Raw genomic sequence first — 25,640 nt, 5'->3', positions numbered from 1 at the left:
CGCTACGAAGTCTATACAGCGAATTCGCACTTGTGGCCGCCCGGAAACGCAAAGTCACGAATACAGGATCGCGCAGCGGGGCCTGCGACGCCCTGGCACCCGTGGTAACCTTGCGCCCATCGCAAACACCCGGATTGACCGGCCCCATGACTCCAACGGGGTTGCAGGCCACGTCCACTGATTTGCTCCACCCTTCCAAAGAACTTGCCTAACTATCTGATGAATAAAGCAATTTCCGACCTCTCCTCGCACACCCCCATGATGCAGCAATATTGGAAGCTGAAGAATCAGCACCCCGATCAGTTGATGTTCTATCGCATGGGCGACTTCTACGAAATCTTCTACGAGGACGCCAAAAAGGCGGCCAAGTTACTGGATATTACCCTGACTGCCCGCGGGCAATCGGCGGGCCAGAGCATCCCCATGTGCGGGATTCCGTACCACGCCGCCGAAGGTTATCTGGCCAAGCTGGTCAAGCTGGGCGAGTCAGTGGTGATCTGCGAGCAGATCGGCGACCCGGCGACCAGCAAGGGGCCCGTTGACCGGCAAGTGGTGCGCATCATTACACCGGGTACGGTCAGTGACGAGGCACTGCTGGATGAGCGTCGCGACAACCTGATCGCAGCGGTGCTGGGCGACGAACGCCTGTTCGGCCTCGCGGTGCTGGACATCACCAGCGGCAATTTCAATGTGCTGGAAATCAAAGGCTGGGAAAACCTGCTGGCCGAGCTTGAGCGCATCAATCCGGTGGAGCTGTTGATCCCTGACGATTGGCCTCAAGGGTTGCCTGCCGAGAAACGCAAAGGCGCCCGACGTCGTGCGCCCTGGGACTTCGAGCGGGACTCGGCGCTGAAAAGCCTTTGCCAGCAGTTTTCCACTCAAGACCTTAAAGGATTCGGCTGCGAGAACCTGACCCTGGCCATCGGCGCCGCCGGTTGCTTGCTGGGTTACGCAAAGGAAACCCAGCGCACCGCCTTGCCGCATCTACGCAGCCTGCGCCATGAGCGTCTGGACGATACGGTAGTGCTCGACGGTGCCAGTCGCCGCAATCTTGAGCTGGACACCAACCTTGCCGGCGGTCGGGACAACACCCTGCAATCGGTCATGGATCGCTGCCAGACCTCCATGGGCACCCGCTTGCTGACGCGCTGGCTGAATCGGCCGCTGCGTGACCTGAAGGTGCTTCTGGCACGACAAAGCTCCATCACGTGCCTGCTGGAGCGTTATCGCTTCGAGAGCTTGCAGCCGCAGCTCAAGGAAATCGGGGATATCGAGCGGATTCTCGCCCGCATCGGCCTGCGCAATGCGCGCCCCAGGGACTTGGCGCGCCTGCGTGATGCACTGAGCGCCCTGCCCGACCTGCAAGTGGCGATGACCGACCTGGAGGCGCCGCACCTGCAGCAGCTTGCTCAGACCGCCGGCACGTACCCGGAACTGGCGCACCTGCTGCAACGGGCAATCATCGACAACCCGCCCGCAGTCATTCGCGACGGTGGCGTATTGAAGACCGGCTACGACCCCGAACTGGATGAGTTGCAGTCATTAAGCGAAAACGCCGGACAGTTTCTGATCGATCTGGAAGCCCGCGAAAAAGCGCGTACCGGCCTGGCCAACCTGAAAGTCGGCTACAACCGGGTTCACGGTTATTTCATCGAGCTGCCGAGCAAGCAAGCCGAGCAGGCCCCCGCTGACTACATTCGCCGTCAGACGCTCAAAGGTGCCGAGCGGTTTATCACGCCGGAACTGAAAGAGTTCGAAGACAAGGCACTGTCGGCAAAAAGCCGTGCGCTGGCCCGGGAGAAAATGCTTTACGAGGCATTGCTGGAAGACCTGATTGGTCATCTTGCGGTACTTCAGGACACCGCAGCAGCATTGGCCGAGCTTGATGTATTGAGCAACCTGGCAGAGCGCGCCCTGAACCTTGACCTGAACTGCCCTCGGTTCGTTGACGAACCCTGCATGCGTATCGACCAAGGTCGGCATCCGGTGGTTGAGCAAGTCTTGTCCACCCCGTTCGTAGCCAATGATCTGGCACTGGATGACAGCACCCGGATGCTGGTCATTACCGGCCCGAACATGGGTGGTAAATCCACTTACATGCGCCAGACGGCTCTGATTGTCCTGCTGGCTCATATTGGGAGCTTTGTGCCTGCCGCCCGTTGCGAGTTGTCGCTGGTGGACAGGATTTTCACCCGGATCGGCTCCAGCGATGACCTCGCCGGAGGCCGTTCGACCTTCATGGTGGAGATGAGCGAAACCGCCAACATCCTGCACAACGCCACAGACCGCAGTCTGGTGCTGATGGACGAAGTGGGGCGTGGCACGAGCACGTTTGACGGTTTGTCGCTGGCCTGGGCTGCGGCAGAATGCCTCGCCCAACTGCGCGCCTACACCTTGTTCGCCACGCACTATTTCGAGCTGACAGTGCTGCCGGAAAATGAGCCGCTGGTGGCCAACGTGCATCTCAATGCGACCGAACACAACGAACGGATTGTCTTCCTGCACCGGGTGCTGCCGGGGCCGGCCAGTCAAAGCTATGGCCTGGCGGTGGCCCAGTTGGCGGGGGTTCCAGCCAAGGTCATCTCGCGCGCCAAGGAGCATTTGCACCGACTGGAAACCACCAGCCTGCCCCATGAACAGCCTTCCGCGAAGCCGGGCAAGGCGTCCGCGCCGATGCAAAGCGATCTGTTTGCCAGCCTGCCGCATCCTGTCCTGGACGAGCTTTCCAAAGTCAAAATCGATGACCTCACGCCGCGCCAGGCATTGGAAATGTTGTATACCTTACAAACGCGCATCTGACGTGAACGGTTACAAGCTGGTAGAATCCCGCGCGGTTTGGGATGCTGCCAGCTTTTAGCCTGGTTGAGCAGATAAGCCTGGCCGCGTGGAAACTTAGTGAACCCAGGGTTGGATGAAACGTGTGCAGTTGACCTGCAAATGAATCGTTCAGCCCATGCATTGTTTTCACAAGGCCGGGAACTTCCCGACCCTGGCAACCCTGTCTGGAAGGGCTCTGCTATCGCCGCCTGAGGAGAGAATTAGAAATGACCTTCGTCGTCACCGACAACTGCATCAAGTGCAAGTACACCGACTGCGTAGAAGTGTGTCCGGTGGACTGCTTCTACGAAGGCCCGAATTTCCTGGTGATTCACCCGGATGAGTGCATCGACTGCGCACTCTGCGAGCCAGAATGCCCTGCCAACGCCATTTTTTCCGAAGATGAAGTTCCGGCCGGTATGGAAAACTTCATAGCGCTGAACGCGGAGCTGGCGGATGTCTGGCCCAATATCACCGAGAAGAAAGACGCCTTGGCCGATGCGGAAGAGTGGGATGGCAAACCCGGCAAGTTAGCAGACCTGGAACGCTGATCTTTACCGATATACCGAAAAGGCCCTGACAGGCCTTTTTTTATGAGGCGGGATAAGTTTCAGTCATAAAAAAAGGGGCGGTATACACCGCCCCCCTTGTTTATTTATTCCTTGCAATCCTTGCGTCATCATCCTGATGAATCGCGTCCTGCGATGTCCTCGACTGTCATCCTTGACTGCCTGTGCCTCTCCGTTGGCACAGTTCTGATACTAGTGTTTTTTGCGCGCAGGGCAAGCCCGTAAAATCTTTCAAAAAATGCCAGAACCGAACAAGACAGAAAAATAACTCTTTTAATTTCAATAATTTAAGAAAAAACACACACAGATATGGGCTATCTATCGCGCTATTCGACAACATAAACTTACACACTGCGTGCGCAATAGCTTACAGGAAAAGCCCCTAAAAGCTGGCCACTCAGGGGAGCACGTAACTGAGGTAGCGTGTCATGGAAGTGAAACGTTTCAATTCCATGCGCAGTTAAAAACAGAAACGAAAACACCCCACAAGGGGGGTGTTTTGTTGTGCAGAAATCATAAGCGTTTCATTCATCACGAAACGCCGGGGTTACTTCTATTGAAACAATGACTCGCTGGATAAACCATTTTTCTCGAGAATTTCCCGAAGGCGCTTCAGGCCTTCGACCTGAATCTGGCGCACCCGCTCCCGGGTAAGGCCAATCTCCAGTCCGACGTCCTCCAGCGTACTGCTTTCATGGCCTCGCAAACCAAATCGGCGTATGACCACTTCACGTTGCTTATCCGTCAGTTCGGAAAGCCACTGATCGATGCTCTGTGAAAGATCATCATCCTGCAGCAGCTCGCAAGGGTCTGTCGGACGATCATCCGTCAGCGTATCGAGCAACGTCTTGTCGGAATCCGGGCCGAGGGAAACGTCCACGGAGGAAACCCGTTCATTAAGGCCCAGCATGCGCTTGACCTCCCCCACGGGCTTTTCGAGCAGGTGAGCGATTTCTTCAGCGGAGGGTTCATGATCAAGTTTCTGGGTCAGCTCACGGGCAGCCCGCAAGTAGACATTCAACTCTTTGACCACATGGATCGGCAGCCGGATTGTCCGGGTCTGATTCATGATGGCGCGCTCAATGGTCTGACGAATCCACCACGTAGCGTATGTCGAGAAACGAAAGCCACGCTCTGGATCGAATTTTTCGACAGCCCGGATCAACCCCAGGTTGCCTTCTTCGATAAGGTCGAGCAACGAGAGCCCCCGATTGACGTAGCGCCTGGCAATTTTTACCACCAGCCGCAGGTTGCTTTCGATCATGCGCTTGCGACCCGCCGGATCGCCACTTTGCGACAGGCGTGCAAAGTGAACTTCTTCTTCCGGGGACAACAGGGGGGAGAATCCGATTTCATTGAGGTACAGCTGGGTTGCATCGAGCGCCCGAGTGTAATCAATGTATTTGTGTTGCTTGAGAGAAGTGGAGTTTCTGGCCTTGGCGCGAACCGCAGCGGGCGCAGCTTTGTGCTGTTTTTTGCTCGGTTCAGATTCCAGGACGATGCTGGCTTCCATAAGGAGAACCTCATCGTCGATGTCAAACTCCGGCGCTTCGTTGCTGAGAGCCATTGTTATAGTCCTTTGGTGAGTTCGACCTCAAGCTCTAGCGACGCCTATTTCCGTGGCAACGCTTGAGCCTGTCCCTCTACGTCAGGAACAGGCTGGCAACAATCAGCGACGTGGCAAGAATTGCAGTGGATCTACAGGTTTACCCTGGCGGCGAATCTCAAAATGCAGTTTCACTCGGTCAGTTCCCGTTGACCCCATTTCGGCAATTGTCTGCCCTGCCTTGACCTGTTGCCCCTCCCGTACCATCAACCTGCGGTTATGACCGTAGGCGCTTACGTAGGTATCGCTGTGTTTGATGATGATCAATTCGCCGTAGCCCCGCAACCCACTCCCGGCGTAAACAACTGATCCATCAGACGCAGCCAAAACAGGCTGTCCCAAATCACCAGCGATATCAATTCCTTTATTCAAACTACCGTTTGAAGAAAATTTCCCTATCAAAACGCCATTAGACGGCCAGGTCCAGCCCGTCGGAGAACGTCCTGCGGGGCTTGTCTGTTTGTCATCGGAAGATGGTATAACCACCGGAACCACCGACACGGACTTGGACATTACAGTGGTCTTGACCGAACCGGAACTGCTGGTAGTGGTGGACGTGCTCGTGACAGCTCCCGGCCTCGCCGCTGTAGCGACAGACGATGAGCCGGAACGCCCGTCAAAACGAATCGTCTGGCCCGGCCGGATGGTGAAAGGCTCGGGAATGCGGTTCCGGGCGGCCAGCGCCTTGTAATCCCAGCCATAACGAAAGGCAATGGAATACAGCGTGTCACCGCGGCGCACCACGTACTGCCCGGTTGTCACAGTCGGGCGCGAGGGCGCGGCGTTTCGATCCACGACCCGGGCGCCGCCGGACGGAGTACTGGAGCAGCCGACCAAAAGCACACTGAGAACAATGCCAGTCAACAGCCGTTGGAAACACTTTGAAAACATACGCTGCCGAATGACTGTGCGACTCACCCGCCACTCCCTTTACTGAAAACTGAATTTAAGCCGCCTATTGTGCCGTAATAAAGGCGGCGGCTACTGCATTAACTTTTGTGCACATACTGCGCAGTGTTTCAGCTCGCCGGACGATAGACCGGACCGAGCCGCTGCGACAGGTGATAGACCCAAGGCGATGGTGAGAATTCAGTAACCGCCCCAAGGTTCTCAGGCCAATGGGCCATTGAGCAAGGGGACGAAACGCACAGCCCCCAGCACATGCCGGGAAAAACCGTTCTCTTCACGAATGATCAGCATCAGTTGCTGGACCTCCCCGGAACCTACCGGAATCACCAGCCGCCCACCCGGTGCCAATTGATCGAGCAACGCCTGCGGCACGTCGGTCGCAACCGCCGTGACAATGATGCCGTTATAGGGTGCGAGCGCTGGCCAGCCTTCCCAGCCATCCCCCCAGCGAAACACCACGTTGCGCAGATTCAACTCCACCAGGCGCTCTTTGGCGCGGTCCTGCAGAACCTTGATGCGCTCCACCGAGAAGACGCGCTCCACCAGTTGCGCCAGTACCGCCGTTTGATAGCCTGAACCGGTGCCGATCTCCAGTACTTTGTCCAGTGGCCCCGCCGCGAGCAGCAGCTCGCTCATGCGCGCTACCATGTACGGCTGGGAGATGGTCTGGTTATGTCCGATCGGCAGGGCGGTGTCTTCATAGGCGCGATGGGCCAGCGCCTCATCGACAAACATATGCCGGGGCGTCTTGCGGATGACGTCCAGCACTTGAACGTTGGACAACCCCTCGTCATACAGACGCTGAATCAGCCGCTCACGGGTGCGCTGGGATGTCATCCCGATTCCACGACGCAACAGATCATCTTGTTCGCGTGACATCAGAGAAGGCCCTCCAGCCATTTGTTCAGGCTGTTGAAGCCGTCCTGATAAGTACGGTCCAGTTGCAGCGGGGTAATGGACACGTACCCTTGCATGACCGCATGAAAATCGGTGCCCGCACCGCCGTCTTCAGCGTCACCGGCCGCCGCAATCCAGTAACCCGAACGACCACGCGGATCCACCACCTTGATCGGTGCCGCCGCCCGGGCACGATGCCCCAGGCGTGTCAGCTGGATGCCGCGAATATGCTCCAGCGGCAGGTTCGGAATGTTCACGTTCAATACGGTACGCGGCGGCAGATCAAGTTGCTCGTGGGATTCCACCAGCAGGCGCGCGTAATGCGCCGCCGTTGCCAGATTTTCCGGTTGCCGTGACAAAAACGAAAACGCAAAGGAAGGCCGTTGCAGAAAGCGGCCCTCCAGTGCTGCGGCCACGGTGCCGGAGTACAGAACGTCATCCCCCAGATTGGCGCCCAGGTTGATCCCGGACACCACCATGTCGGGCGGGGTCTCCAGAAGACCGTTGAGCCCCAGGTGAACGCAGTCAGTGGGCGTGCCGTTAACGCTGATAAAGCCGTTCGGCAGGGTATGAGGGTGCAAAGGACGGTCGAGCGTCAGCGAGCTGCTGGCGCCGCTTTTGTCCTGGTCGGGGGCGATAACCACGCACTCGCTGTAGTCGGTCAGTGCTGCATACAACGCAGCAAGACCGGGCGCGGTTACCCCATCATCGTTCGAAATCAGAATACGCATGAGCTGTCCGTCTGCCCTACCGGTACCAGATCGACGAGTTCGCGCACCAACGCAGTGGCGAAGCATCCAGCCGGGAGGACGAATTCCAGTTGCAGAATGTCAGGCTCGGGATAATGCCACGTCAACCCGCCAATGGGCAGCCGCAGGATGCGCCGTTCGTGTTCCATTCCGGCTCGAATCAGCCAATCGCGCAAGGCGGCTTCGCGGTTGGCAATGTCATTCTCCAGCGTAGCCGTTGCACCCGACGCCGGCGAAGGGCCTTCGCCCCATTGCGGTCCGGTCGGGTGCAGATCGAGAATCGCCAGACGCGGATCGCTGCATTCGTCCACACCGGCCGGGAAAAAACTGCGGCTGTCAGTGAATGCCAGCAGGTCGCCGACCTGTGCCCGTTGCCAACTGCCGTCGGCTACACGCGCCGCCAACACCTGGTTGAACAAATAGCTACGGGCCGTGGACAGTAGACGCGAGCGTACCGCCCGCTGCTCTGGCAACGCCTGACGCCCGGCGTAATCACGGGCTTCACCCAGGTTGCCGCCTTCATGACCGAAGCGCTGGGCACCGAAGTAGTTGGGAATTCCCGAATGGGCAATGTGCTCGAGGCGCTTTTGCAGCGCGTCCTTGTCGCCCGTAAATTGCGTCAGGCGCAGCGTGAACCCATTGGCGGCATGGGCACCGCGTTGCAGCTTGCGCTTATGGCGAGTCATTTTCAGGATGTTGAGGGTGTCGTCCTGAGCCGCCGTCAGGTCCGGGTCCGCCTTGCCTGGCAACTGGATGCTGAACCATTGACGGGTCAGGGCCTGACGGTCCTTGAGCCCCGCATAGCTGACCGTCCTGAGGGGAACGCCAGCCGCGCGAGCCAGCCGACGAGCGGCTTCTTCGGTATTGAGGCCCCGCTTCTCGACCCACAGCCAAAGATGCTCGCCATCGCCAGAAAGCGGGATGTCCAGCACTTCATCGACCTGAAAGTCTTCCGCTGTGGCCTTGAGCACAGCGCTGCCCAGCACATCACCATAAGCGCGCGGGCCCAACAGTTCCAGTTCCGTCATGCGGACAACAACAGGGCAACGGCGTGAACCGCGATCCCCTCTTCCCGACCCACGAAACCGAGTTTTTCCGTGGTAGTAGCCTTTACGTTCACTTGATCCAACTCAACCTGAAGATCTGCGGCGATCAAAGCACGCATGGAATCGATATGCGGGGCCATTTTCGGGGCCTGGGCAACGATGGTGGCGTCGACATTGCCGACTTTCCAGCCTTTGCCTTGCACCAGCGCCAGCACATGGCGCAGCAGTGCGCGGCTGTCAGCGCCTTTGAACTGTGGGTCGGTGTCCGGGAAATGTTTACCGATATCACCCAGCGCAGCAGCCCCCAGCAAGGCATCACTCAGGGCGTGCAACAGCACATCGCCATCGGAATGGGCCAGCAAGCCGAACTCGTGTGCGATCCGCACGCCGCCCAAGGTAATGAAATCGCCTTCAGCGAAACGGTGCACATCATAGCCATGGCCAATACGCATAAAAAACGCCCTGAAAAAAGTCAGGGCGTGATTCTACCTGCTTTGACGACCGTTAGCTGTTCAAGGCGTCGCCATGATGCCGCAAGTGGTCTTCGATGAAGCTGGCGATGAAGAAATAGCTGTGGTCGTAGCCGGGCTGCATACGCAGCGTCAGCGGATGCCCGGCAGATTTCGCAGCCTGGACGAGCGTTTCGGGCTTGAGTTGGTGGGCCAGAAAATCATCACGATCACCTTGATCCACGAGTATTGGCAGCTTCTCCGACGCCTCGGCGATCAGTACGCTGGCATCCCATTCGCGCCAACGAGAACGCTCTTCACCCAGATAACGGGAAAATGCTTTCTGACCCCAAGGGCAATCCATGGGGTTGCTGATGGGCGAAAATGCCGATACCGACTTGTACCGACCCGGATTTCGCAAGGCGCAGACCAAAGCACCATGCCCCCCCATGGAGTGCCCGCTGATGCCCCGGGCCTGGGAGGCGGGAAAGTGCGCCTCGACCAATGCAGGCAGCTCTTTCACCACGTAATCATGCATCTGGTAATGCCTGGCCCATGGCTGCTGTGTGGCATTGAGATAGAAACCGGCGCCCAGGCCGAAATCCCACGCCCCGTCCGGGTCACCGGGAACGTCAGCGCCACGGGGGCTGGTGTCGGGCGCCACGATGATCAAGCCAAGCTCTGCCGCGACTCGCAGGGCACCGGCCTTGTGCATGAAGTTCTCGTCGGTACAGGTCAGCCCCGACAACCAATACACCACCGGCAACTTGCCGCCCTGCTCGGCCTGAGGCGGCAGGTAAACCGCGAATACCATGTCGCAGCCGAGCACGTCAGAGTGATGTTTATAGCGTTTATGCCAGCCGCCGAAGCTTTTCTGGCAGGAAAGGTTTTCCAGGCTCATGGAGGACTCCTCCAGTTGCAAACCGCAAGCTACAGGCGACAAGAAGGAGCAGGTCCTTCTTGTCGCGTGAGGCTCAAGCGTGCAGCTGCTTCTCAGAAATGAATGACGGTGCGAATGCTTTTGCCTTCGTGCATCAAATCGAACGCCTTGTTGATATCTTCCAGGCCCATGGTGTGGGTGATGAAAGTATCCAGCGGGATTTCGCCTGTTTGAGCCTTTTCGACATAGCTCGGTAGCTCGGTACGGCCACGCACGCCGCCAAATGCCGAACCGCGCCAGACGCGACCGGTCACCAACTGGAACGGACGGGTCGAGATTTCCTGACCCGACGGGGCCACACCAATGATTACCGATTCGCCCCAGCCTTTGTGACAGCACTCCAGCGCAGCACGCATGAGGTTCACGTTACCGATGCATTCGAAGCTGTAATCCACGCCGCCATCGGTCATTTCTACGATTACGTCCTGGATCGGTTTTTCGTGATCTTTTGGATTGATAAAGTCGGTGGCACCCAACTCACGGGCCACGTCGAATTTCGCCGGGTTGATGTCGATCGCGATGATGCGTGAGGCCTTGGCCATTTTCGCGCCGATGATCGCCGCCAGACCGATACCACCCAGACCGAAGATGGCGACAGTGGCACCCTCTTCCACTTTGGCCGTATTAAGCACAGCTCCGATGCCGGTGGTGACACCGCAGCCCAGCAGACAGACTTTTTCCAGAGGGGCTTCCTTGGGAATCTTCGCCAGAGAAATTTCCGGCACCACGGTGTACTCGGAGAACGTCGAACAGCCCATGTAGTGATAGACCGGCTGGCCGTTGTAGCTGAACCGGGTGGTGCCATCAGGCATCAGGCCCTTGCCTTGGGTGGCGCGCACCTTCTGGCACAGGTTGGTCTTGCCGGACAGACAGAATTTGCACTCACGGCATTCAGCGGTGTAAAGCGGAATCACGTGGTCGCCCACTGCCAGGGAAGTCACGCCCTCACCAATCGCCTCGACAATCCCGCCTCCCTCATGACCCAGGATGCAGGGGAATACACCTTCGGAATCGGCGCCGGACAAGGTGTAGGCGTCGGTATGGCAAACGCCGGAGGCAACGGTGCGAATCAACACTTCACCGGCCTTTGGCGCTTCGACGTCGACTTCGACAATTTGCAGCGGTTCGTTAGGGGCAAAGGCAACAGCCGCGCGTGACTTGATCATCAATCTTCTCCAGCGAAGTTAAAACAAGCCGTCGAGTGTAAAGCAGTGCCGATTGGTTAATAATCCAGTCGAAAGCAAAACATTATTGCTGTACAGGGACAATCAATGTACGCCAACCGCTGGGAAGGTCTGGACGAGTTCGTCGCTGTCGCCGAATGCGGCCAGTTCACCGCTGCCGCAGAGCGCCTTGGGGTTTCCTCGTCCCATATCAGCCGACAGATCGCCCGTCTGGAAGAGCGCCTGCAAACCCGTCTGCTGTACCGAAGCACACGCCGGGTGGCGCTGACCGAAGCGGGCCAGACGTTCTTACACCACTGCCAGCGCCTGCAGGACGGTCGAGAGGAAGCCCTGCGTGCCGTGGGCGACCTGACCAGCGAACCCAAAGGGTTGTTGCGAATGACCTGCGCGGTGGCTTACGGCGAGCGCTTCATCACGCCGCTGGTGACCCGGTTCATTGATCTGTATCCGCAATTGCGGGTGGATATCGAACTCAGCAATCGCACGCTGGACATGGTTCACGAAGGGTTGGACCTGGCCATTCGCCTGGGTCGTCTACAGGATTCCCGCCTGGTTGCCACCCGCCTCGCGCCGCGCCGCATGTACCTGTGCGCATCGCCGTCCTACCTTGAACGGTATGGCCGCCCACACAGTCTGTCGGAATTGAGTCGGCATAACTGCCTGATCGGCAGCAGCGACACCTGGCTACTGCAACACAATGGTCGAGAGTTTTCGCAACGAGTTCAGGGCAACTGGCGCTGCAACAGCGGACAGGCCGTTCTGGACGCTGCACTGCACGGCGTCGGGTTATGTCAGCTTCCGGACTACTACGTGCTGGAACATCTGCACAGCGGCGCGTTGATTTCCCTGCTCGAAGCCCATCAGCCGCCCAATACCGCCGTCTGGGCGCTTTACCCCCAGCAACGACACCTGTCGCCCAAAGTGCGCAAGCTGGTGGATTTCCTGAAAGAGGGATTGGCGATGCGGGATGAGTATCGAGCGTGAAAAGCGATTCGCTGGAGCGGGGGCTGAAAGGCAGCCTTCCCGGCTAAAGCCGGGAAGGGGCCGGCCTGATCACTGGATACTCACCTGACACCGCTCGGCTTCAGAGCTGAAGCCTTCGCGAATAAATGCGCTCCCTCAGTGCGAAGCGTTTATTGCGACTGATCAAACTGACCGCGTCGCTGGCGCAGCCACTCCAGGTCCTCGGGGCGCGTGACCTTGATGTTGTCGGCGCGACCTTCAATCAACCTGGGCGACTGCCCTGCCCATTCGATAGCCGAAGCTTCGTCGGTGATACTGACATTCGACACCAGGCCGTCAGCCAACGCCCTGTGCAATGCGCCCAGGCGAAACATCTGGGGCGTGTAGGCCTGCCAGATAAGGCTGCGATCCACGGTTTCGGTGACGCGGCCATTGCTGTCGGCGCGCTTCAATGTGTCCCGGGCAGGCACAGCCAACAAACCGCCCACCGGATCATCCGCCAGTTCGCGCAGCAAGTTGTCCAGATCCGAGCGTGCCAGATTAGGCCGCGCCGCATCATGCACCAACACCCAATCGTCATCATCCGCACCGTGGGCATGCAGGTGCAGCAGGGCATTGAGTACCGAGTCGGCGCGCTCCTTGCCACCGGCAACCCGCTCGATTCGCGAGTCAAGGGCGCAGGGCAATGTCGGCCAGTAAGGATCGTCCACAGCCAGACTGATCACCAGACCCTTGAGCCGTGGGTGATCGAGGAAACAAAGCAGGCTGTGTTCAAGAATTGTGAGGCCGCCCAATTGCAGGTACTGCTTGGGACGGTCCGCTGCCATACGAGCACCAACGCCCGCAGCAGGTATGACTGCCCAGAAGGCAGGAAGAAAATCACTCATTGTGCCAACTGATAAAGCGTTTCGCCGTCCTTGACCATGCCCAGTTCATGGCGGGCACGCTCTTCGACAGTTTCCATCCCTTTTTTCAGTTCCAGCACTTCCGCATCCATCACGCGGTTGCGCTCCAGCAGCGCGTCATTTTCGGCATGCTGATCGGCAATCTGCTGAGTGAGACTGGCCACTTGCGCCAGGCTTCCATTACCAACCCACAGGCGATATTGCAGGCCCGCAAGCATCAGGAGCAAGACGACGAACAACCAGTTTGGACTGCGCATTGAATATCAGGTACCCAGTGAAAAAAGACAGCAGAGCCAACAACATGAACAAACGACTGAGGGCATTGAGCCTGGCAAGCCAGGCTCAATAGCGGAAAACCGCTTCAGCGCTGAGGAATCATCCGCAAAGCGGAATGTTCTTACAACACCGGCTGTCTTTTTTCCATCTCAGAATCAGCCGCGAAACTCGGCGCGACCACGATACGGAGCCTTGGCGCCCAATTGCTCTTCGATACGCAGCAGTTGGTTGTACTTGGCAATACGATCGGAACGGCTCAGGGAACCGGTCTTGATCTGGCCTGCCGACGTGCCCACGGCCAGATCGGCAATGGTGGAGTCTTCGGTTTCGCCAGAGCGGTGCGAGATGACGGCGGTGTAACCGGCAGCCTGGGCCATCTGGATGGCTTCCAGTGTTTCGGTCAGGGTGCCAATCTGGTTGAACTTGATCAGGATGGAGTTACCGATCTTTTTATCGATACCTTCCTTCAGAATCTTGGTGTTGGTCACGAACAGGTCGTCACCTACCAACTGCACCTTGTCGCCGATCTTGTCGGTGAGGATTTTCCAGCCCGCCCAATCAGACTCATCCAGACCGTCTTCGATGGAGATGATCGGATGCTTGCTGACCAGATCAGCCAGGTAGTCAGCGAAAGCGGCAGAGTCATACTCGCCTTCTTCGCTCAGGGTGTATTTGCCGTTCTTGTAGAACTCGCTGGCCGCGCAGTCCAAAGCCAGGGTGACGTCCGTACCCAGCTTGTAACCGGCGTTGGCCACGGCTTCAGCGATAGCGTCCAGCGCATCGGCGTTGGAGGCCAGATCAGGCGCGAAACCACCTTCATCGCCCACAGCAGTGTTCAAGCCACGGGCTTTGAGTACGGCTTTGAGGTGGTGGAAAATTTCGGTGCCCCAGCGCAGGCCTTCAGAGAAGGTCTTGGCGCCGACCGGCTGAATCATGAATTCCTGGATGTCAATGTTGTTATCAGCGTGCTCACCGCCGTTGATGATGTTCATCATCGGCACCGGCATCGAGTAAACACCCGGTGTGCCGTTGAGGTTGGCGATGTGCGCGTACAGCGGCAGGTCCTGATCCTGGGCAGCAGCCTTCGCCGCGGCCAGAGACACAGCCAGGATTGCGTTGGCACCCAGGCTGGCTTTGTTTTCAGTGCCGTCCAGCGCAATCATGGCGTGGTCCAGGGCCTTCTGGTCAACAGGGTCCTTGCCCAGCAACAGGTCGCGGATCGGGCCGTTGATGTTGGCGACGGCCTTGAGTACGCCCTTGCCCATGTAACGGCTCTTGTCGCCATCACGCAGCTCAAGCGCCTCGCGCGAGCCGGTTGAAGCACCCGACGGCGCGCAGGCGCTGCCGATGATGCCGTTGTCGAGGAGCACATCTGCTTCCACGGTGGGATTGCCACGGGAGTCGAGAACTTCACGACCTTTGATGTCGACGATTTTTGCCATTGTTGTAAACACTCCAAGATTGGACGAGAACGACGCAGCTGGGAAACGCTTACCGCTCCGAGGCTCTATACAGGGCAGGCCTCAGGGCGATAAACCCCCGATGAAACATCGGGAAAAACGATCGAGCGGCACTTTACCGGAGGGTGCCTGACCGGAGAAGCGTGATTTAAGCGGTTTCTACTGCCGGGAAACTTTTTACCAGCTCATCCAAGGCCTTGAGCTGAGCCAGGAACGGCTCAAGCTTGTCCAGACGCAACGCACAAGGACCGTCACATTTGGCGCTATCCGGATCGGGATGCGCTTCGAGGAACAGCCCGGCGAGGTTTTGACTGATGCCGGCCTTCGCGAGTTCCAATACCTGTGCACGTCGGCCACCGGCCGAATCAGCACGACCGCCCGGCATTTGCAGGGAATGGGTCACGTCGAAAAATACCGGGTACTCGAACTGCTTCATGATGCCGAAGCCCAGCATGTCCACGACCAGGTTGTTATAGCCGAAACTGGACCCGCGCTCACAAAGGATCAACTGATCGTTACCCGCTTCTTCACACTTGCTCAGGATGTGTTTCATCTCCTGAGGTGCGAGGAACTGAGCTTTCTTGATGTTGATCACCGCTCCGGTACGGGCCATGGCCACCACCAGATCCGTCTGCCGCGACAGAAACGCCGGCAACTGGATGATGTCGCAGACTTCGGCGACGATCGCAGCCTGGGCTGGCTCGTGAACGTCGGTGATCAGTGGAACATTGAAGGTTTTCTTGATCTCTTCAAAAATCCGCATGCCCTCTTCCAGGCCTGGGCCACGGTAAGAGTGCATGGACGAACGGTTGGCTTTGTCGAAGCTGGCCTTGAACACGTAGGGGATACCGAGTTTCTCGGTAACCCGTACGTATTCTTCGCAGACCTTCATGGCCATGTCCCGGGATTCGAGGACATTCATCCCGCCGAACAAGACCATGGGCTTGTCGTTGGCGATCTCTATCGAACCTACGCGGATTGTTTTCTGAACCATGTTCTGGGTATCCCGAATCAAGCGTTTTTCTGATGTTGAACCAGCGCCGCCTTGACGAAGCCGGTGAACAGCGGATGACCATCGCGTGGCGTGGAAGTGAACTCAGGGTGGAACTGGCAAGCCACAAACCACGGATGATCCGGTGCTTCAACCACTTCTACCAGCGCGCCGTCACCGGAGCGACCCGAAACCTTCAGGCCCGCTTCCATTAACTGCGGCAGCAGCTTGTTGTTCACTTCATAGCGATGGCGATGACGCTCGACAATCACGTCCTTGGCATAACAATCATGAACCAGTGAACCCGGTTCCAGCTGGCAATCCTGAGCACCCAGACGCATGGTGCCGCCCAGATCGGAGCTCTCGGTTCGGGTTTCCACCGCGCCGGTGGCGTCTTCCCATTCGGTGATCAGACCCACCACGGAGTGCGCGCTGCTGCGGTCAAACTCGGTGGAGTTGGCGTCTTTCCAGCCCAGCACGTTGCGAGCATATTCAATGACCGCCACTTGCATGCCCAGGCAGATGCCGAGGTAGGGAACCTTGTTTTCGCGTGCGAACTGGACGGCAGTGATCTTGCCCTCCACACCGCGCAGACCAAAACCGCCCGGCACCAGAATGGCGTCGACACCTTCGAGCAGCGCAGTGCCCTGATTCTCGATGTCTTCGGAATCGATGTAGCGCAGGTTGACCTTGGTGCGGTTGGAGATGCCGGCGTGACTCATCGCTTCGATCAGCGACTTGTAGGCGTCGAGCAGCTCCATGTACTTGCCGACCATGGCGATGGTGACTTCGTGCTCGGGATTGAGCTTGGCGTCGACCACCTTTTCCCACTCGGAAAGATCCGCGCCACCGCACTGCAGACCGAAACGCTCGACAACGAAATCATCCAGACCCTGGGAATGCAGAATGCCCGGGATCTTGTAGATGGTGTCGGCGTCTTCCAGCGCGATCACCGCACGTTCTTCAACGTTGGTGAACTGCGCGATCTTGCGACGCGAGGAGATGTCGATGGGGTGATCGGAGCGGCAAACCAGCACGTCCGGCTGCAGGCCGATGGAGCGCAGCTCCTTGACCGAGTGCTGGGTTGGCTTGGTTTTGGTTTCACCCGCTGTGGCGATGTACGGCACCAGCGTCAAGTGCATCAGCATCGCGCGCTTGGCGCCGACTTCGAAGCGCAGCTGACGAATGGCTTCCAGAAACGGTTGCGATTCGATGTCACCCACGGTCCCGCCGATCTCGACCATCGCGACGTCGGCATCGCCAGCGCCCTTGATGATCCGGCGTTTGATTTCGTCGGTGATGTGCGGAATGACCTGAATGGTCGCGCCCAGATAATCACCACGGCGCTCTTTGCGCAGGACGTGTTCGTACACACGGCCAGTGGTGAAGTTGTTGTTCTGGGTCATGGTGGTGCGGATGAACCGCTCATAGTGGCCAAGGTCCAGGTCGGTTTCGGCGCCGTCATGGGTGACGAACACTTCACCGTGCTGGAACGGGCTCATGGTGCCCGGGTCCACGTTGATATAGGGGTCAAGCTTGAGCATGGTGACCTTAAGTCCCCGCGCCTCCAGGATGGCCGCCAATGAAGCCGAGGCAATGCCTTTCCCCAATGAAGAAACAACACCGCCCGTGACGAAGATGTAGCGCGTCATGAAAAACCCTAGAAGTCTGCGTTAAAGCGGTCAGAGCCGCCGGGGAAAGCGAAGGAAGGCCGAAGCCCCCGATTACCGACATCATTCACGGTGCACTCCCGAACTGCTGCGTTGAAACGGACCGGCTCTGAAAGCCTGTCAATTGCGCGCCACATTTAAGAATTACCCAGCAAAAACGGGTTGGTAACCGGCAACTCCTGTCGATTAAAAAACAATCCACAGAAGCTCTATCAAGAAGGGAGCGTAGTCTACCGGAAATGGCCTTTCAGCTCAAACTTTGGTCATTCGTCGGCGCCTGCCAGTGCAAACGCCAGTCGCCACGGCCGTAAGCGTTGAGTTCGGGCAGATTGGCGACGGCCCACAGCTCGCCATTGCGATACAACAGCGGCAATCGGCCGCGAATAAATAAGGGAATACCGTATTCATTCAGCAGACGCTTCAGGTCCCGATGGCCGCGACCCGGTAAATGCAGGATTTCGCCACCCTGGCGATAACGCACCTCGAACATCCCGGCCGGGACATCGCCGTCAATACACAGCTGGCCGTTGCCAGGCAGCGTCAAGGGTCGATGCAGATCGGGCCAGGTCGAGACAACCTTGAGCGGCTCCAGAAAATCCCCCGCCAGCCACCAGATACGGCCTTGCGCGCGGTGCAATTCTCCGTCGGCCAGGCGCCAGACCGGCCGACCGTCGGAATTCGCATCACGCAGGTCTTCCCATCCGCGCCAGTGGTCGCTGTCCGGCAAGCGGGTCAAGGGCGACAGCCAGTGGCGCAGTGCGTTACGTTGCCGGGCTGCAGACAAGCCGACCAGCGGTGCCAGCGCCAACGAAGGGACGACCACCCACGGCAACCGGTTGCCGGCTCGCGCCGCTCCCAGGTCCTGCTCCGCCAGCTCGTTCAGCAACTGTTGCGCTTCATCCAGATGACCGGCGGTGCGCGCCAGGTTGGCCGCCGCTTGCGGCCAGCGCGAGGTGAGCGTGGGCAGCACTTGATTGCGCAGGTAGTTACGGGAAAAGCGTGGGTCGTCGTTGCTCGGGTCTTCTATCCACGTCAGTTCGTGTTCCCGAGCGTAGGCGTCAAGGTCAGCACGAGACACCCCCAGCAGCGGCCGCAACAGACTGCCCTGCCCCAATGCTCGACTGACAGGCATCGCCGCCAACCCACGCAACCCCGCCCCCCGCAGCAAGCGAAACAACAGGGTTTCGGCCTGATCGTCCTGATGCTGCGCAGTCATCAGCACCTCGCCCGATTTCAAGGCGGCACTGAAGGCGGCATATCGGGCATCCCGCGCCGCCTGTTCCAGACTGGCCTGCGCTTTGACCTGCACGCTGATCACCTGCAACGACACACCCAGCGCATCGCATACCTTCCGGCAATGCGCAGGCCAGGCATCGGCAGCAGCCTGAAGTCCGTGATGGACATGGATGGCGTAGATGGGCGGCAGCGTTTCACGGCGGGCCAGATCAGCCAGCACATGCAGCAAAACGGTGGAATCGAGGCCGCCGGAGAACCCGACATGCCAGGCTGGCGCCTGACGCCAAGGGGCCAGGGCTGGGGCAAGCCTGGCGGGGAGATCGTGAGGGTGTTTGTGTGTAGTCATCGAGAACACATGGCCAGCTGACATGAACATCTGTTGGAGCGAGCGGGCGGCGTTCCGACTTGCCCGCGAAGGCGTCATCCCAGGCAGGACATATGCCCGACTGGAATTCCGATTCGCGGGCAAGCCTCGCTCCCACAGGTCATTCGATTATCGTGCAGCCCGCAGTTCCATCAGAGACCGTAACTCATCAACCGCTCGTAACGACGCGCCAACAGTGCGTCGTTGTCGAACTTCTTGAGCATCTGCAACTGACCACTCAATTCCTGACGAATCGCCTCGGCAGCACCCGCCGGGTCGCGATGTGCGCCGCCCAGAGGCTCACCGATAACCTTGTCAACGATACCCAGCCCCTTGAGGCGATCAGCGGTAATGCCCATGGCTTCGGCCGCGTCAGGAGCCTTGTCGGCGGTCTTCCACAGAATCGACGCGCAGCCTTCCGGAGAAATCACCGCATAGGTGGAATACTGGAGCATGTTCAACTGGTCGCAGACGCCGATGGCCAATGCACCGCCGGAACCACCCTCACCGATAACCGTCGCAATGATCGGCGTTTTCAAACGGGCCATGACCCGCAGGTTCCAGGCAATCGCTTCGCTCTGGTTACGCTCTTCAGCGTCAATCCCTGGGTAAGCACCCGGCGTGTCGATGAACGTCAGAATCGGCATCTTGAAGCGCTCGGCCATTTCCATCAGACGGCAGGCCTTGCGGTAGCCTTCAGGACGCGGCATGCCGAAGTTACGGCGGACTTTCTCGCGAACTTCGCGGCCCTTCTGATGACCGATGACCATGACCGGCTGGCCTTCAAGGCGCGCAACGCCACCGACAATGGCGGCGTCGTCGGAGAAGTGACGGTCACCGTGCAGTTCATCGAACTCGGTAAAGATGTGCTGGATGTAGTCCAGGGTGTACGGACGACGCGGATGACGCGCCATGCGCGCGATCTGCCAACTGGTCAGGTTGCCGAAAATGCTTTCGGTCAGCGTGTTGCTTTTCTCTTGCAGACGCGAGATTTCGTCGCCAATGTTCAGCGAGTTGTCATTACCCACCAAGCGCAGTTCTTCGATCTTGGCTTGCAGGTCAGCGATCGGCTGTTCGAAATCAAGAAAATTCGGGTTCATAGGCATCCGTCTTGGGTCGACGGCCAAGAGGCCGGCCGGTTGATCCGTGAGCGCCATACCTTACGGGAACTGGCGCATTCAGGTCGAGATTAAAAATTCAGGCTGAGTTCAGCGATACTGCAGGAAGACGTTCTCACGCCCGAACTGGTCACGCAGCGCTTGAATCAAGCTGTCTGCGGGATCAATTCGCCATGCTTCGCCAAACTGCAACAACGCCTTGGCATCCAGCCCGGTGTAATCAAGGGTGATGGGGCACGCGCCGCGATGCTTTTTGCACAGGTCGCCCAGCCAGCGCAGCCGGTCGCCCTTGAGCGCTTCGGCATGCACGGTCAGACGCAGGCTTTCGGCAAGATTGGTGCGCGCATCTTCAATGCTCATCACCCGCTTGGCGCGTAAACGCAGGCCGCCGGAGAAATCGTCGTTGCTGACCTCCCCTTCCACCACCACCATTGCATCCGTCTGCAGCAATGACTGCGCCGAATGGAATGCTTCGGCAAACAATGAAGCTTCGATACGTGCGGACCGGTCGTCCAGCGTGATGAAGCCCATCTTGTCGCCTTTCTTGTTCTTCATGACCCGCAGCGCGATGATCAAGCCCGCCACCGTTTGGGTATCCCGTGCAGGCTTGAGGTCGATAATCCGCTGCCGGGCAAACCGGCGAATCTCGCCTTCGTATTCGTCGATGGGGTGGCCGGTCAAGTACAGCCCGAGGGTTTCTTTCTCGCCTCGCAGGCGATCCTTGAGCGTCCCTTCCTTGGCCTTGCGATGGTTAGCATAGACGTCGGTGTCTTCCTCGACGAACAAACCGCCGAACAGGTCCGCGTGCCCGCTGTCATGGCTGCGCGCGGTCTGCTCGGCCGCCTGAATGGCTTCAGACAGGGCCGCCAGCAACACGGCACGGTTGCGGTCGATATTGGCTTGATAGGCTTTGGGTTCGCTTTCGAAATAAGGCCCGAGGCGATCCAGCGCACCGCTGCGAATCAAGCCGTCCAGGGTCCGTTTGTTGACGCGCTTGAGGTCAACCCGGGCGCAGAAATCGAACAGATCCATAAAAGGTCCCGCCTCACGCGCTTCGGTGATGGCTTCCACCGGACTCTCGCCAACGCCCTTGATAGCACCAAGACCATAAAGAATGCGGCCGTCGTCACTGACCGTGAACTTGAACTCCGAGGTGTTCACGTCCGGCGCATCAAGGCGCAGCTTCATGGTGCGCACTTCTTCGATCAAGGTCACGACCTTGTCGGTGTTGTGCATATCCGCCGACAGCACCGCCGCCATGAAAGGCGCCGGGTAGTGAGTCTTCAGCCAGGCGGTCTGGTACGACACCAGGCCATAGGCGGCTGAGTGAGATTTGTTGAAGCCATAACCGGCGAATTTCTCCACCAGGTCGAAAATGTTACCGGCCAGGTCCGGGTCGATATTGTTGTTCTTGCAGCCGTCGATGAAGCCGCCGCGCTGCTTGGCCATTTCTTCGGGCTTCTTCTTACCCATGGCCCGACGCAGCATGTCCGCACCCCCGAGGGTGTAACCGGCCATGACCTGGGCAATCTGCATCACCTGTTCCTGATACAGGATGATGCCGTAGGTCGGGGCGAGTACGGGCTTGAGGCCTTCGTACTGATAGTCGACGTGGGGGTACGACAGCTCGGCGCGACCGTGCTTACGGTTGATGAAGTCGTCCACCATGCCTGATTGCAGCGGCCCCGGACGGAACAACGCCACCAATGCGATCAGGTCTTCCAGGCAGTCGGGCTTGAGCTTTTTGATCAGCTCCTTCATGCCCCGGGACTCAAGCTGGAACACCGCCGTGGTTTCGGCTTTCTGCAACAGCTGGTAAGTCGGCGCGTCATCCAGCGGAATGAACGCGATATCCAGCGGCGGCTCATCAACCTTGGCGCGGTCGCGGTTGATGGTCTTCAGCGCCCAGTCGATGATCGTCAGCGTTCGCAGACCGAGGAAGTCGAACTTCACCAGACCTGCCGCTTCCACATCGTCCTTGTCGAACTGGGTCACCAGACCGTCACCGACTTCATCGCAATAGATCGGCGAAAAGTCAGTCAGCTTGGTGGGCGCGATCACCACGCCGCCCGCGTGCTTGCCGACGTTACGCACGATGCCTTCGAGCTTGCGCGCCATTTCCCAGATTTCAGCCGCTTCCTCATCGACCTTGAGGAAGTCGCGCAGGATTTCTTCCTGCTCGTAGGCTTTTTCCAGCGTCATGCCGACTTCGAAGGGGATCATCTTCGACAGGCGATCCGCCAGGCCGTAGGACTTGCCCTGCACCCGCGCAACGTCCCGAACCACAGCCTTGGCGGCCATGGAGCCGAAGGTGATGATCTGGCTTACCGCGTTGCGCCCGTACTTCTGCGCCACGTAATCAATCACGCGGTCCCGGCCATCCATGCAAAAGTCGACGTCAAAGTCGGGCATGGAGACCCGTTCCGGGTTCAGGAAGCGTTCGAACAGCAGGTCATATTCCAGTGGATCGAGATCGGTAATCTTCTGAACGTAAGCCACCAGCGAGCCCGCACCCGACCCACGACCCGGCCCCACTGGAACGCCATTGCTCTTGGCCCACTGGATGAAGTCCATCACGATCAGGAAGTAACCGGGGAACCCCATCTGGATGATGATATCCAGCTCGAAATTCAGCCGATCGACGTACACCTGGCGCTTGGCGTCGTAGTCCTCGGTGGTGTCCTTGGGCAGCAACACGGCCAGACGTTCTTCCAGCCCGTCAAAGGAGACTTTGCGGAAATATTCGTCGATGGTCATGCCATCGGGAATCGGGAAGTTGGGCAGGAAGTGAGTGCCCAGCTTCACGTCAATGTTGCAGCGCTTGGCGATTTCAACCGTGTTTTCCAGCGCCTCGGGCAAGTCACTGAACAGCTCGGCCATTTCCTCGGCGCTTTTCAGGTACTGCTGGTCGCTGTAATTGTGCGAGCGGCGTGGGTCGTCCAGTGCGCGCCCTTCACCGATGCACACGCGGGTTTCGTGGGCTTCGAAGTCTTCCTGCTTGATGAAGCGCACGTCGTTGGTGGCCACCAGGGGCGCGCCATGACGGCCCGCCAGGGCAACGGCGGCATGCAGATGTTCTTCGTCGTTGGGACGATTGGTGCGCTGCACCTCAACGTAAAAGCGGTCTGGAAATACCGCCATCCATTCGCGGAGCAATGTGTCGGCTTCGTCGGGATTGTTACCCAACAGCGCCATGCCGATCTCGCCTTCTTTGGCCGCCGACAGCGCAATGAGGCCTTCACTGGCCTGGGCAACCCATTCACGCTCGATGATCACCTGGCCGTTACGCTGGCCTTCGATGAAGCCCCGGGAGATCAGTTCGGTCAGGTTGCGATAACCCTGAGCGTTCATCACCAGCAGGCTGATACGACTGAGCGCGGCGTCTTCGTCCTTGTTCGACAGCCACAGGTCCGCGCCACAGATGGGCTTGATACCGGCCCCCATGGACGCTTTATAGAATTTGACCAACGAACACATGTTGTTCTGATCGGTCACCGCCACCGCAGGCATGTTCATGGCGGCCAGGGTCTTGACCAGCGGCTTGACCCGTACCAGGCCGTCGACCAGCGAGTACTCGGTGTGCAGGCGTAGATGAACGAAAGAAGCCGGCATGGTGATCCTATAGCGCTAGAACAAAAAACGAAGGCCCGGATTGTACCGGGCCTTTGGCAAAACATCAGCCCACTGTCAGTCCAGCGGGAATACCGAGAACGATTGCGCGGTGTTCATCATCGCCATGTCCCGTGCTTCGTATGCCGCACGTACCGGCGCAAAGGAACGGCGATGAATCGGCGTCGGCCCGAGGCGCGCCAATGCTTCCAGATGAACGGGGGTGGGATAGCCCTTGTGCCCGCCCATGCCGTAGCCTGGGTAGATCAGCTCCAATGCAGCCATTTCCCGATCCCGACTGACCTTGGCCAGAATCGACGCCGCAGCAATCGCGGGAACTCGTGCGTCGCCCTGAACCACAGGCGCACAGGGCACGGACAGTTGCGGGCAGCGATTGCCGTCGATCAGCGCCAGTTTCGGCGTGATGATCAAGCCCTCGACGGCACGCTTCATGGCCAGCATGGTGGCATGCAGAATGTTCAGTTTGTCGATTTCCTCGACTTCCGCCCGAGCGATATACCAGCACAAGGCTTTCTCGCAAATCTCGTCGTAGAGTTTTTCGCGCTTGGCTTCGGTGAGCTTCTTGGAGTCATTCAACCCCAGAATCGGGCGACGCGGATCGAGAATCACGGCGGCGGTGACGACCGCGCCGCACAACGGACCGCGACCCACTTCATCGACGCCTGCGACCAGTTCTTCCACCAGATTGAAATCCAGACCCATTTGCATCGTTCGAGCACTCACAATGAAGGCGCACGCCCAATCAGGCTCAATACCGCTTCGGCGGCCTGATTGGAGGCATCGCGACGCAAGGTCCGGTGTATTTCGTCAAACCCTGAAGTCTGCTCCTGGCCACCTTCAAGCAGCGGCAGCAGGGTCTGCGCCAGCGCCTGGGCAGTCGCGGCATCCTGCAGAAGTTCCGGCACCAACAGGCGCTGAGCCAGCAGGTTCGGCAGGGAGACGTACGGGCTTTTTACCAGACGCTTGAGTATCCAGAAAGTAATCGGTGCCATTCGATAGGCAACGACCATGGGTCGTTTATACAACAAGGCTTCGAGAGTGGCCGTGCCGGACGCAATCAAGACCGCATCACAGGCCGCCAAGGCCAGATGGGAGCCGCCATCCAGAAGGGTCACGGGCAAATCGCGATTCTGAAGCAGTTGTTCGAGTTGAGCACGACGCTGAGGGCTGGCACAAGGCAACACGAAACGCAGTTGCGGCCGTTCCTTAAGCAGCAACTCGGCGGCGTCGAAAAACAGACTGCCCAGACGACTGACTTCACCGCCACGGCTACCCGGCATCAACGCGACAACAGGACCGTCATCCAGACGCAACTCGGCGCGCGCCGCAGCGCGATCAGCCTCAAGCGGAATAGTGTCGGCCAGAGGATGCCCGACAAACTTGACCGGCACGCCCTTCTCTTCGTAGAACCGCGCCTCGAACGGCAGCAGCGTCAGCATCAGATCGCACCCTTCACGAATCTTCAGCACGCGCTTTTGCCGCCAGGCCCAGACCGACGGGCTGACATAGTGAACGGTCTTGATGCCGGCGCGACGTAACTGAAGTTCGATATTGAGGGTGAAATCAGGCGCGTCGATGCCGATAAAAACGTCCGGCTTTTCCAGGATCAGGGCCTGGACCAATGCCTTGCGCTTGGCAAGCAACTCGCGAAGACGGCCCAGAACCTCCACCAGCCCCATCACGGAAAGGCGTTCCATGGGGAAGCTGGAAACCATTCCTTCAGCCTCCATCAACGGCCCGCCCACCCCGATGAACTGGGCATCAGGGTGACGTGCCTTGATGGCGCGCATCAGCCCGGAACCGAGAATATCGCCGGACGCTTCGCCGGCTACCATCGCGATACGTAATACGCCCACCATGG

General features: G+C 58.7%; 21 protein-coding genes. 3 read left to right on the top strand and 18 right to left on the bottom strand.

The features are described 5' to 3' along the window. Nucleotides 1–231 precede the first annotated feature (231 nt). Both mutS and fdxA read left to right on the top strand, forming a co-directional pair. Complete coding sequence (mutS, locus tag ACP7B0_RS11055; RefSeq protein WP_426141563.1) at nucleotides 232–2,799, top strand: DNA mismatch repair protein MutS; 2,568 nt, start codon at nucleotides 232–234, stop codon at nucleotides 2,797–2,799. A 245-nt stretch (nucleotides 2,800–3,044) separates the two neighbouring features. Beyond that, nucleotides 3,045–3,368, top strand: a complete 324-nt coding sequence (gene fdxA / locus ACP7B0_RS11050) for a ferredoxin FdxA (RefSeq protein WP_426141339.1) — start codon at nucleotides 3,045–3,047, stop codon at nucleotides 3,366–3,368. 571 nt (nucleotides 3,369–3,939) lie between these two features. Here fdxA and rpoS read toward each other — a convergent pair. The 8 genes from rpoS to ACP7B0_RS11010 form a co-directional block, all read right to left on the bottom strand. Then, on the bottom strand, nucleotides 3,940–4,953 hold the full coding sequence (gene rpoS, locus ACP7B0_RS11045) for an RNA polymerase sigma factor RpoS (RefSeq protein WP_426141338.1): 1,014 nt from the start codon (nucleotides 4,951–4,953) through the stop codon (nucleotides 3,940–3,942). Between the two features lie 102 nt (nucleotides 4,954–5,055). Beyond that, a complete protein-coding gene (locus tag ACP7B0_RS11040) occupies nucleotides 5,056–5,910 on the bottom strand; it encodes a peptidoglycan DD-metalloendopeptidase family protein (RefSeq protein WP_426141337.1) in 855 nt (284 codons plus the stop codon). 192 nt (nucleotides 5,911–6,102) lie between these two features. Next, the gene (locus ACP7B0_RS11035) at nucleotides 6,103–6,738 is read right to left on the bottom strand and encodes a protein-L-isoaspartate(D-aspartate) O-methyltransferase (protein ID WP_426141562.1); all 636 of its coding nucleotides are present in this window, start codon (nucleotides 6,736–6,738) and stop codon (nucleotides 6,103–6,105) included. 41 nt (nucleotides 6,739–6,779) lie between these two features. Beyond that, the gene (gene surE / locus ACP7B0_RS11030) at nucleotides 6,780–7,529 is read right to left on the bottom strand and encodes a 5'/3'-nucleotidase SurE (RefSeq protein WP_426141335.1); all 750 of its coding nucleotides are present in this window, start codon (nucleotides 7,527–7,529) and stop codon (nucleotides 6,780–6,782) included. Continuing rightward, on the bottom strand, nucleotides 7,517–8,575 hold the full coding sequence (gene truD, locus ACP7B0_RS11025; protein WP_426141334.1) for a tRNA pseudouridine(13) synthase TruD: 1,059 nt from the start codon (nucleotides 8,573–8,575) through the stop codon (nucleotides 7,517–7,519). The genes surE and truD overlap by 13 nt, the downstream gene beginning before the upstream one ends. Then, the gene (gene ispF / locus ACP7B0_RS11020) at nucleotides 8,572–9,045 is read right to left on the bottom strand and encodes a 2-C-methyl-D-erythritol 2,4-cyclodiphosphate synthase (protein ID WP_426141333.1); all 474 of its coding nucleotides are present in this window, start codon (nucleotides 9,043–9,045) and stop codon (nucleotides 8,572–8,574) included. The genes truD and ispF overlap by 4 nt, the downstream gene beginning before the upstream one ends. A gap of 52 nt (nucleotides 9,046–9,097) precedes the next feature. Next, nucleotides 9,098–9,943, bottom strand: coding sequence for an S-formylglutathione hydrolase (fghA, locus tag ACP7B0_RS11015; RefSeq protein WP_426141332.1), 846 nt, complete (start codon nucleotides 9,941–9,943; stop codon nucleotides 9,098–9,100). A gap of 92 nt (nucleotides 9,944–10,035) precedes the next feature. Beyond that, nucleotides 10,036–11,148, bottom strand: a complete 1,113-nt coding sequence (locus tag ACP7B0_RS11010) for an S-(hydroxymethyl)glutathione dehydrogenase/class III alcohol dehydrogenase (RefSeq protein WP_426141331.1) — start codon at nucleotides 11,146–11,148, stop codon at nucleotides 10,036–10,038. Nucleotides 11,149–11,253: 105 nt separating this feature from the next. Here ACP7B0_RS11010 and ACP7B0_RS11005 point away from each other — a divergent pair, with 105 nt between their 5' ends. Further along, nucleotides 11,254–12,150, top strand: coding sequence for a LysR substrate-binding domain-containing protein (locus tag ACP7B0_RS11005; protein WP_426141330.1), 897 nt, complete (start codon nucleotides 11,254–11,256; stop codon nucleotides 12,148–12,150). A 149-nt stretch (nucleotides 12,151–12,299) separates the two neighbouring features. Here ACP7B0_RS11005 and ispD read toward each other — a convergent pair whose 3' ends face one another. The 10 genes from ispD to lpxB all read right to left on the bottom strand — a co-directional run bounded on the left by ispD (nucleotide 12,300) and on the right by lpxB (nucleotide 25,638). Continuing rightward, nucleotides 12,300–13,016 (bottom strand): 2-C-methyl-D-erythritol 4-phosphate cytidylyltransferase, encoded by a 717-nt coding sequence (gene ispD / locus ACP7B0_RS11000; RefSeq protein ID WP_426141329.1) that lies wholly within the window; start codon nucleotides 13,014–13,016, stop codon nucleotides 12,300–12,302. After that, nucleotides 13,013–13,291: a cell division protein FtsB gene (gene ftsB / locus ACP7B0_RS10995; RefSeq protein ID WP_426141328.1), complete on the bottom strand. Its 279-nt coding sequence runs from the start codon at nucleotides 13,289–13,291 to the stop codon at nucleotides 13,013–13,015. Before ftsB ends, ispD begins: the two co-directional genes overlap by 4 nt. 174 nt (nucleotides 13,292–13,465) lie before the next feature. Then, nucleotides 13,466–14,752 (bottom strand): phosphopyruvate hydratase, encoded by a 1,287-nt coding sequence (gene eno, locus ACP7B0_RS10990; protein WP_426141327.1) that lies wholly within the window; start codon nucleotides 14,750–14,752, stop codon nucleotides 13,466–13,468. A 166-nt stretch (nucleotides 14,753–14,918) separates the two neighbouring features. Next, nucleotides 14,919–15,764 carry a 3-deoxy-8-phosphooctulonate synthase gene (gene kdsA / locus ACP7B0_RS10985; protein WP_426141326.1) on the bottom strand — a complete coding sequence of 282 codons (846 nt, stop codon included), beginning with the start codon at nucleotides 15,762–15,764 and terminating at the stop codon, nucleotides 14,919–14,921. Nucleotides 15,765–15,781: 17 nt separating this feature from the next. Beyond that, nucleotides 15,782–17,413: a CTP synthase gene (locus ACP7B0_RS10980; RefSeq protein WP_426141325.1), complete on the bottom strand. Its 1,632-nt coding sequence runs from the start codon at nucleotides 17,411–17,413 to the stop codon at nucleotides 15,782–15,784. Between the two features lie 265 nt (nucleotides 17,414–17,678). After that, entirely contained in the window at nucleotides 17,679–19,013 is a 1,335-nt protein-coding gene (gene tilS, locus ACP7B0_RS10975; protein WP_426141324.1) for a tRNA lysidine(34) synthetase TilS, read from the bottom strand. Between the two features lie 170 nt (nucleotides 19,014–19,183). Continuing rightward, nucleotides 19,184–20,131 (bottom strand): acetyl-CoA carboxylase carboxyltransferase subunit alpha, encoded by a 948-nt coding sequence (locus tag ACP7B0_RS10970; RefSeq protein WP_426141323.1) that lies wholly within the window; start codon nucleotides 20,129–20,131, stop codon nucleotides 19,184–19,186. Nucleotides 20,132–20,239: 108 nt separating this feature from the next. Further along, complete coding sequence (gene dnaE / locus ACP7B0_RS10965; RefSeq protein ID WP_426141322.1) at nucleotides 20,240–23,761, bottom strand: DNA polymerase III subunit alpha; 3,522 nt, start codon at nucleotides 23,759–23,761, stop codon at nucleotides 20,240–20,242. 75 nt (nucleotides 23,762–23,836) lie between these two features. Further along, a complete protein-coding gene (rnhB, locus tag ACP7B0_RS10960; protein WP_426141561.1) occupies nucleotides 23,837–24,487 on the bottom strand; it encodes a ribonuclease HII in 651 nt (216 codons plus the stop codon). A gap of 11 nt (nucleotides 24,488–24,498) precedes the next feature. After that, nucleotides 24,499–25,638 (bottom strand): lipid-A-disaccharide synthase, encoded by a 1,140-nt coding sequence (gene lpxB / locus ACP7B0_RS10955; RefSeq protein WP_426141321.1) that lies wholly within the window; start codon nucleotides 25,636–25,638, stop codon nucleotides 24,499–24,501. Nucleotides 25,639–25,640 lie beyond the last annotated feature (2 nt).

Source organism: Pseudomonas sp. DWP3-1-2, assembly GCF_049896285.1.
In the GTDB taxonomy this organism is placed as follows: Bacteria; Pseudomonadota; Gammaproteobacteria; order Pseudomonadales; family Pseudomonadaceae; genus Aquipseudomonas.
The sequence above is the reverse complement of the archived record's forward strand: the minus strand, read 5'-3'. Positions and strand labels throughout refer to the sequence as shown.

Bases quoted from the DNA above. Each gene is read 5' to 3' on its own strand.
- ACP7B0_RS10980 (WP_426141325.1), bottom strand. From the start codon at position 17,413: ATGACGCGCTACATCTTCGTCACGGGCGGTGTTGTTTCTTCATTGGGG.
- tilS (WP_426141324.1), bottom strand. From the start codon at position 19,013: ATGACTACACACAAACACCCTCACGATCTCCCCGCCAGGCTTGCCCCA.
- kdsA (WP_426141326.1), bottom strand. From the start codon at position 15,764: ATGGTTCAGAAAACAATCCGCGTAGGTTCGATAGAGATCGCCAACGAC.
- eno (WP_426141327.1), bottom strand. From the start codon at position 14,752: ATGGCAAAAATCGTCGACATCAAAGGTCGTGAAGTTCTCGACTCCCGT.
- truD (WP_426141334.1), bottom strand. From the start codon at position 8,575: ATGACGGAACTGGAACTGTTGGGCCCGCGCGCTTATGGTGATGTGCTG.
- ispF (WP_426141333.1), bottom strand. From the start codon at position 9,045: ATGCGTATTGGCCATGGCTATGATGTGCACCGTTTCGCTGAAGGCGAT.
- ftsB (WP_426141328.1), bottom strand. From the start codon at position 13,291: ATGCGCAGTCCAAACTGGTTGTTCGTCGTCTTGCTCCTGATGCTTGCG.
- ACP7B0_RS11010 (WP_426141331.1), bottom strand. From the start codon at position 11,148: ATGATCAAGTCACGCGCGGCTGTTGCCTTTGCCCCTAACGAACCGCTG.
- ACP7B0_RS11035 (WP_426141562.1), bottom strand. From the start codon at position 6,738: ATGACATCCCAGCGCACCCGTGAGCGGCTGATTCAGCGTCTGTATGAC.
- dnaE (WP_426141322.1), bottom strand. From the start codon at position 23,761: ATGCCGGCTTCTTTCGTTCATCTACGCCTGCACACCGAGTACTCGCTG.
- fdxA (WP_426141339.1), top strand. From the start codon at position 3,045: ATGACCTTCGTCGTCACCGACAACTGCATCAAGTGCAAGTACACCGAC.
- ACP7B0_RS10970 (WP_426141323.1), bottom strand. From the start codon at position 20,131: ATGAACCCGAATTTTCTTGATTTCGAACAGCCGATCGCTGACCTGCAA.
- ACP7B0_RS11005 (WP_426141330.1), top strand. From the start codon at position 11,254: ATGTACGCCAACCGCTGGGAAGGTCTGGACGAGTTCGTCGCTGTCGCC.
- ispD (WP_426141329.1), bottom strand. From the start codon at position 13,016: ATGAGTGATTTTCTTCCTGCCTTCTGGGCAGTCATACCTGCTGCGGGC.
- surE (WP_426141335.1), bottom strand. From the start codon at position 7,529: ATGCGTATTCTGATTTCGAACGATGATGGGGTAACCGCGCCCGGTCTT.
- lpxB (WP_426141321.1), bottom strand. From the start codon at position 25,638: ATGGTGGGCGTATTACGTATCGCGATGGTAGCCGGCGAAGCGTCCGGC.
- rnhB (WP_426141561.1), bottom strand. From the start codon at position 24,487: ATGCAAATGGGTCTGGATTTCAATCTGGTGGAAGAACTGGTCGCAGGC.
- rpoS (WP_426141338.1), bottom strand. From the start codon at position 4,953: ATGGCTCTCAGCAACGAAGCGCCGGAGTTTGACATCGACGATGAGGTT.
- fghA (WP_426141332.1), bottom strand. From the start codon at position 9,943: ATGAGCCTGGAAAACCTTTCCTGCCAGAAAAGCTTCGGCGGCTGGCAT.